Origin of the sequence: Corallococcus terminator (assembly GCF_049194865.1) — a bacterium.
Taxonomy (GTDB): domain Bacteria; phylum Myxococcota; class Myxococcia; order Myxococcales; family Myxococcaceae; genus Myxococcus; species Myxococcus terminator_A.
This window is the reverse complement of the sequence record NZ_JBLZWL010000121.1, coordinates 1-7174: the sequence shown is the minus strand read 5'-3', so window position 1 is coordinate 7174 and position 7174 is coordinate 1. Positions and strand designations below refer to the sequence as shown.

Annotated in this window: 4 protein-coding genes and 1 pseudogene; all 5 read right to left on the bottom strand. The window is 70.8% G+C overall.

Annotated features, from left to right (window positions below):
• Positions 1-944: pseudogene (locus tag ACN469_RS36100) on the bottom strand (hypothetical protein); the annotation flags it as partial.
• Positions 941-2407: a YncE family protein gene (locus ACN469_RS36095; RefSeq protein ID WP_498775653.1), complete on the bottom strand. Its 1467-nt coding sequence runs from the start codon at positions 2405-2407 to the stop codon at positions 941-943. The pseudogene ACN469_RS36100 and the gene ACN469_RS36095, both read right to left, overlap by 4 nt.
• A gap of 145 nt (positions 2408-2552) precedes the next feature.
• On the bottom strand, positions 2553-4658 hold the full coding sequence (gene glyS / locus ACN469_RS36090; RefSeq protein WP_498775651.1) for a glycine--tRNA ligase subunit beta: 2106 nt from the start codon (positions 4656-4658) through the stop codon (positions 2553-2555).
• The gene (gene glyQ / locus ACN469_RS36085) at positions 4648-5640 is read right to left on the bottom strand and encodes a glycine--tRNA ligase subunit alpha (protein WP_498775649.1); all 993 of its coding nucleotides are present in this window, start codon (positions 5638-5640) and stop codon (positions 4648-4650) included. Before glyQ ends, glyS begins: the two co-directional genes overlap by 11 nt.
• Before the next feature lie 84 nt (positions 5641-5724).
• On the bottom strand, positions 5725-7174 hold a 1450-nt coding region (locus ACN469_RS36080), incomplete at its 5' end, for a peptidase associated/transthyretin-like domain-containing protein (RefSeq protein ID WP_498775647.1).

Sequence of the window (7174 nt, the reverse complement as noted above, 5' to 3'; positions counted from 1 at the left end):
GGCGCCCCACCGCAGGCGACCTCGTCCTTGATGCCGTAGACAAACCGACCCGCGGGCATCTCCGCGAACTCGTTGACGTTGGGAGTCGTCGTGTCGTCCTGCCGCACCACGACGCGGGGATGGGAGACCACGAACCGCACGGGCGTGTTGTCGAAGCCCGCGGACAGGTCCCTCGTCGCCGGGGACGGCGTGGTGCAGTCCACGCTCGTCGTCGGATTCGCGTCCGTCACCAGCAGCGTGCGCCCGGCTCGCCCGGACGCCTGCCGCGTGGCCACCACGAGCTGATTGGCGGGCAGCACCGTCATCGACTGGACGGACTCGCCCACCTGGAGGCAGAACATCGTCACCACGGCGGGAGCGACCTCTCCCGCCTCGAGTGCCTCGGGGCCGGGCACCGTCTGGCGCTCGATGCGAGCCCCACCGGTGTCGGCCTCGAAGAGCGCGTCGGGGTCCTGGATGGCGTAGTACAGCACGCTCGGCGCGGGCGGCTCACCCTCGGGGCGCTCGTCCGGCGAGCGGGCCGCGAAGGCCGTCACCAGGCTGCGCCCGGTGAAGCGCTGCATCTGCACCAGTCGCTCGCGGGCGGCGGCCACCACGGAGATCTGCGAGGCCCCGGCGCTGCGCGCGTAGACGTACGGCCCCGGAAGCTCCGAGCCGTCCGCCTTGTAGCCCACGTCGTGCGTGAGCGAGTCCGGCCTGTCCAGCACCGGGATGGCCAGCGTCTGGAGCGGGTTGGGCGCGGGGATGAACTGCTTGGGGTTGGCCAACAGGTCCAGCACCTGGAGCTCGTCGCGATCCGACGACGTGACGAAGACCAGGTCGCCAGCGAGGGTCAGGTCATAGGTGCCGGACAGACCGGCGAAGCCCTGCGTGGCCTGGGTGTCGGAGCAACCGACAGCCAGCCCGGCGCACGCGAGGAGGAAGGTGAAAGTGCCGCGCTTCACGGGGAGGACTCCTGACACACGCTGGTGCCCTGACGCGTGTCGCGGAGCTGCTGCACGCCGAGCAGGGCGACCCGCCGCGCATCCTGCGGCCGGTCGAGGTTGGGAATGTCGATGACGGCGACGCGGCCATCGCCAAAGGTCGTGGCGAACAGGCGCGCCGCGTTGTTCCGCACGTCCACCGTCAGCCCGAAGGGCTGGCTGGGCTGGGCCGGGTCCTGGTCTCCCACGAGCACCTGCGCGACGAGCTGTCCCACCTCCTCGTCGTAGATGGAGACGGCCTCGTCGCCACTGCCCGTGACCGCCACCAGGCTGCCACGGCCCGGGCCACGGGAGATGACCTCCAGCTCGGCGGCGCCCTCCGGCAGCGACTGCGCGGACACCACGCGCAGCGTGGGCAGGTCCGACAGCGCGTTCTCGATGTCGAGCACGAGCAGCGTGTCGGGGCCTCGCGCCAGCAGGTAGACGCGCTCGCGGTTGGGGTCCACCTGCGTGGGGTTGTCGCGCATCATCAGCGGGGCCACCGCGATGCCGCGCGCCTCTCGGATGGAGTAGATGGCCCGCAAATCGGACTCGAGCACCCGCTCGGTCGCCGTGCGGTCCACCAGCCTCAGCACGTAGCTGGCGGCGAGCGCCCCCAGCTGGTTCGTGGAGGAGTTGCGTCCGGAGGCATAGAGATACCGGCCGCCGATGGCCACCGAGTGCGCCGCGCCCGCCAGCAGGCCGTTGACGCCCAGCGGGACGAAGCTGGAGGTGCTCAGCTCGGCGCGGTTGGGCGAGGCGGCGGGAAGGTCGACCAGGTACGACTGGAGCTCGCTCTGGGTCTCGGCGGCGGGCGGACCCACCAGCTCCGTGTGCGTCACCCACACCCGGGCGTCCGGGTTGGAGCGCTCCACGGCGACTCCCATGGGGGACGGGGCACCGGGCACGCCGTCCTTCGACGCCCCCGGGACACCCACCAGCGACAGGGCATTCACCCGGCAGTCGCGTCCGCCACCGCCCTGCTCGCAGCTCAGGTTCGCGCCGTCATCCGACACGTCGATGACTTGAAGGTAGCTGCCCTCATCGCGCGTCGGGATGAAGAGCCGGGGCGGGCGTCCGGGCGGACTCCACAGCGCCATCTCTCCCGCGAAGCTGTCGATGAGCACGAAGGCCGGCGCCGTCACGCGCAGGTCGGTGATGCGCGCCGGGAAGGCGTCCACCTCCGCGGCGTCGGTGAAGTCCTTGCCGAAGGGCCGCAGACCCAGGGCGTCGAGGTCCAGCGCGGAGACCGCGCCAGAGGCGTAGCACTTGTCGAAGTTCGCCCCCGCCACGTACAAAAATCCGTTCGTGGATGTAGTGACCTCGGGGCGCCAGAAGGCGACACCGCTCGGATAGACGAGGCGAGTGGACGGCGGAGGCTGCGGCTCGGAGTCGACGGAACACGACACGAGCAACAGCGCGGAGGTGACGAGGTAGGCGCGCATCAGAGGGGGGCGGAGTGTAGGAAGGGGCCTCCCCCTGGGCAACCGGAAAGGGGGCCCTCCATTCCCGGGAGCCCGCAAGCCGACGAACTGGCACCCCCGGGGACGTGCTTCATCCCCCGGGGGGCAGGCAGCCGGAAGACGGCTGTCAGGCGGCGGCCTCGGCCTGGATCTTCGAGAAGTCGGCCACCTGGTTGAACAGGGCGCCAATCTCCACGAGGAGCCGGATGCGGTTCTCCCGGAGCTCCTTGTCCTCGGCCATCACCATCACCTTGTCGAAGAAGGTGTCCACGGCGGGCTTCAGACCGGTGATTTCCTTCAGGGCGCCGGAGAAATCGTCCGACTGGACGAGCCCCGCCACGGAGTTGCGGGCCTGGGTGAAGACGGAGTGGAGCTGACGCTCGGCGTCGTCCACCAGCTTCTGGGCCTGTGTCTGCCCGCCCGCCACGTCGCGGCCCTGCTTCTCCACGATGTTGACCACGCGCTTGAAGGCCACCGCCAGGGGCTGGAAGTCCGCGCGCCCGACGATGAGGCTCAGCGCCTCCAGGCGCTTGTGCGCGGCGACGAGGTCGTCGAACCCGGCCGCCAGCACCGCCTCCACCACGTCCGTGCGGTGCTGCTCGCCCCACAGGGACTTGAGGCGGCCCCGGAAGAACTCCAGCACCTGCTCGCGCGGCGCGGCGTCACCGGCCTTGCGCTTGACGTTGGCCAGCTTGGGCGCGAGCAACCGCAGCGCCTCGTCCACCGCCGCCGACAGGCTGAAGCGATATCCCCGCCCCAGCACCAGCCGGATGATGGCGATGCACGCCCGGCGCAGACCGAACGGGTCCGCCGCGCCGCTGGGCGCCTTGCCGATGGCGAAGATGCCGCACAGCGAGTCCAGCCGGTCCGCGATGCCGATGAGCGCGCCCGCGTCCTGCGTGGGCAGCGCGTCCTCCGCGCCGCGAGGCAGGTAGTGCTCGAAGATGGCCTGGGCCACCGCCTCCGGCTCGCCGCTGGCGCGCGCGTACTCGCGGCCCATGACGCCCTGGAGCTCCGGGAACTCGCCCACCATGCCGGTGACGAGGTCCGCCTTGGCCAGCGTGGCGGCGCGCTCGATGGTCGCGCTCTCCCCTGCCCGCTTCGTCTGGACCGCCAGCCACACGCCCAGCGTGCGGAAGCGCTCCACCTTCTCCAGATAGGTTCCCAGCTGCCCCTGCCACACCACGCGGCCCAGCTTCTCCACGCGGTCCATCAGCGGCGTCTTGCGGTCCTCGTCGTAGAAGAACCGGCCGTCCGCCAGACGCGCGCGCAGCACGCGCTGATAGCCGCGCAGGCTGAGCTGCTCGTCACGCACGGGCGTGTTGGACACGGCGATGAACTTGGGCAGGAGCTTCCCCGCCCCGTCCACCAGCGAGAAGTAGCGCTGGTGGCTCTTCATCTCCTGCACCAGCACCTCCGGGGGCAGGTCCAGGTGCCGCTCCTCGAACGTCCCGACCACGGGGCTGGGCAGCTCGACGAGGTTCGTCACCTGGTCGACCAGGCCCTCGTCCTCCAGCAGCTTGCCGCCGGCCGCCTTCGCCGCCGCCGCCAGCTTCTCCACCAGCTGCGCGCGGCGCTTCGCGATGTCCGCGACGACGTTCGCCTTCGCCAGCGCGGCCTCGTAGTCCGCGGGCGCCTTCAGCGCGATGGCGCCGGGCGACAGGAACCGGTGACCGTAGGTGGTACCGCCGCTCTTCACGTCGCCGAAGACGACGGGAATCACGTCGCCGCCCAGCAGCGCCACCAGCCACTGCACCGGGCGCGCGAAGGACGCCTCCACGTCACCCCAGCGCATGGACTTGCGGAAGTTGATGGAGTGCACCGCGACGTGCAGCGCGTCCTTCAGGGTGTCCGCCGCCGGGCGACCCTTCTCCTCCACTCGCGCGGACAGGTACTCGCCCTTGGCCGTCTGCGAGCGCCCCAGCTTGTCCACCGACAGCTTGAGGCTCTCGGCGAACTTCTCCGCCGCCTTGGTGGGCTTGCCCTCGGCGTCGAACGCGGCCTTGGCGCTGGGCCCCAGCACCTCCTTCACCACGTCCTCGCCCGCGTCCGCCACGTCCCGCACCAGCACCGCCAGCCGCCGGGGCGTACCGTAGACGCTCACCTCACCGTGCTTCAGGCGCGCCTCCGCCATGCGCTCCGTCAGCACGCGACGCAGGTCCTCCAGCGCGGGGCCGATGAACGACGCGGGAATCTCCTCCGCGCCAATTTCCAGCAGCAGATCACGCGCCACGAGCCACCTCCGACTTCTCCTTCTTCTCCACCGGCTTGTTGAGCTGCACCGTCTTCCAGTACTCGCTGGCGGGCTTGCCCTCGAGGAGGGCCGGCTGCTCTCCCACCGTCCACGGCGTCTTCAGCAGCGGGTAGCCCAGCCGCTCGCGCATCTGGAGGTAGCCCTCCGCGCACAGCCGCGCGTTGTCACGCACGCGCTTGATGAACGCCGCGCGCTCCGTGACGGAGATGGCGCCGCGCGCATCCAACAGGTTGAACGTGTGCGAGCACTTCAGCGCGAAGTCATACGCCGGCAACGGCAACTGCCGCTCGATGAGGCGCTTGCACTCCTTCTCGTACGCGTCGAACAGCGCGAAGAGCATGGACGCGTCCGACTCCTGGAGCGCGTACTTGCTCATCTCCACCTCGTTCGGGTGGAACACCTCGCGGTACTTCACGCCCTTGACCCACTCGATGTCGAAGACGTTCTCCACGTTCTGCAGGTACATGCAGATGCGCTCCAACCCGTAGGTCAGCTCCGCGGAGACGGGCTTGCAGTCGAAGCCGCCGCACTGCTGGAAGTAGGTGAACTGCGTCACCTCCATCCCGTCACACCACACCTCCCAGCCCAGGCCCCAGGCGCCGAGCGTGGGAGACTCCCAGTCGTCCTCGACGAACCGGATGTCGTGCTCCAGGGGGTCGATGCGAATCTTCCGCAGCGACTCCAGATACAGCTCCTGCACGTTCTTCGGCGCGGGCTTGAGGATGACCTGGAACTGGTGGTGCTGGAACAGACGGTTCGGGTTCTCACCGAACCGACCGTCCGCGGGGCGACGCGAGGGCTGCACGTACGCCACATTCCAGGGCTCCGGACCGAGCGCGCGAAGAAACGTGTACGGAGCCATGGTGCCAGCGCCGACCTCGAGGTCGTACGGCTGCGTGTTGATGCAGCCCTGGTCGGCCCAGTGCTTCTGGAGCGTGAAGATCAGATCCTGAAAATACATAGCTTTGGGTGTCCTTCTCGCAGTGCGTCGAAGGAGGAACCCGCGGACCCTAGTGAGGGGGTCCGGAAGCGTCAAGGACCGCGCTCACTCCTTGTACAGGGGGAGGTCCGCCAGTCGAATCTGCAGTTTCGTCACTTCACCGGGGCGGATGGGCGCCGACAACCGACGGCTCACCGCGTCCACGTCCGTGGGGTCGACCAACCTCAACGTGTAGGTCCCCACCGGCAGCGGGAACTTCTGCAGCGGCGAGGTGCCCAGCTGGGTGGCGCCGTCGAACACGGCCGCTCGAGGCACCGTGTAGAGGGTGATCCACCCCATGCCCGCCGCGGCCGCGCCCTTGGCCGTGCTGGTGTCAATCACCTTCGCGCCATCCTCTTCCTGCGTCACGGTGGTGACCGGCTCGGGCACGTCCTTGGCCTTGCCCTCGACGCGGCGCGGGGTCGGCTTGCTTGCGGCCTCCGCCACGCCCTTCCCGGTCGGCGACGTCGCGGCGTCCTTCCCCTTGCGCGGAGACGTGACGGACGCGGTGCGCACCCCGGGCGTACCGGACGGCACCGGGGATTCCTTCTCGACGGGCGCGGGCGCCTCCGGAGCGGGCTCGGTCGGCGCGGGTTCGGGCGCGGCGGCCTGCGCGCCCGGACGAGGGTCCGCCGGAGGCGTCGTGCCTGGGAAGCCCGGCGGCGGCCCTGGCTTCTGCTGCGGAGGCCAGGGCGCTGCTTCCGCGGGGTCCTTCGCGGGGTGCGAATCCATCTCCGCCTTCACCCATGCCTTCGCGGAGTCGAGAGCCGGCGCGAACTGCGAGCGGACCGCGGGCAAGGTCGCCGCATAACCCAGGCCGCCCAGCACCAGGAGCAGCACCAGCCGCCCCATCCAGGGCGAGCGAGGCTTCGCCACGGGCGTCTCTCGGGGCGTGTCCGAGCGCTCCGCGCCACCCCGCGCGGCGCCGCGTGCTCCACTCCGGGCGCCCGCCTGAGCCGCTCCGGGACGCGGAGGACGCGAGCGGAACTGCTGCGTCGAGAGCTCGCTCGGCTCGTCGAGCGACTCCGAATCGTCCACCGCCTCCTCGGACTCCGAGGGACGGGGCTTGGGCGTGCGCGAGAGTCCCGACTCCAGGGCGAGCCGGGGCTTGCGCGGCGTCGCCGATCTGGCCTCCGACGCGCTCCTGCGCTGCGGCACGGCCTTGGGCCCGCTGCCAGCACCCGCGCGCGTCGGAAGCTCCGGGTCCGTCGTCGTGGCCGGACGCCGCTGCGGCACGGGCTTGGGCGCGCTGCCAACTCCCACGCGCGTGGACACCTCCGAGTCCGAGGGCGCCGCCGGACGCCGCTGCGGCACGGGCTTGGGCGCGCTGCTCACATCCGTGCGGGACTGCACCGCCGTCGCGGACGGCTTGGCGGGAGCGGCTCTGGCGCGCGGCGTGGGAACGCGCGTGGCGGCCCCGGGCTCGGCCACTTCATCCTGCTGCAGCGCTCCGGCGGCCTCGCTGACGCGGGCGTCCTCGGCGCTGCTGGCCAGCTCCAGCAGCGTGCGCGTCTTC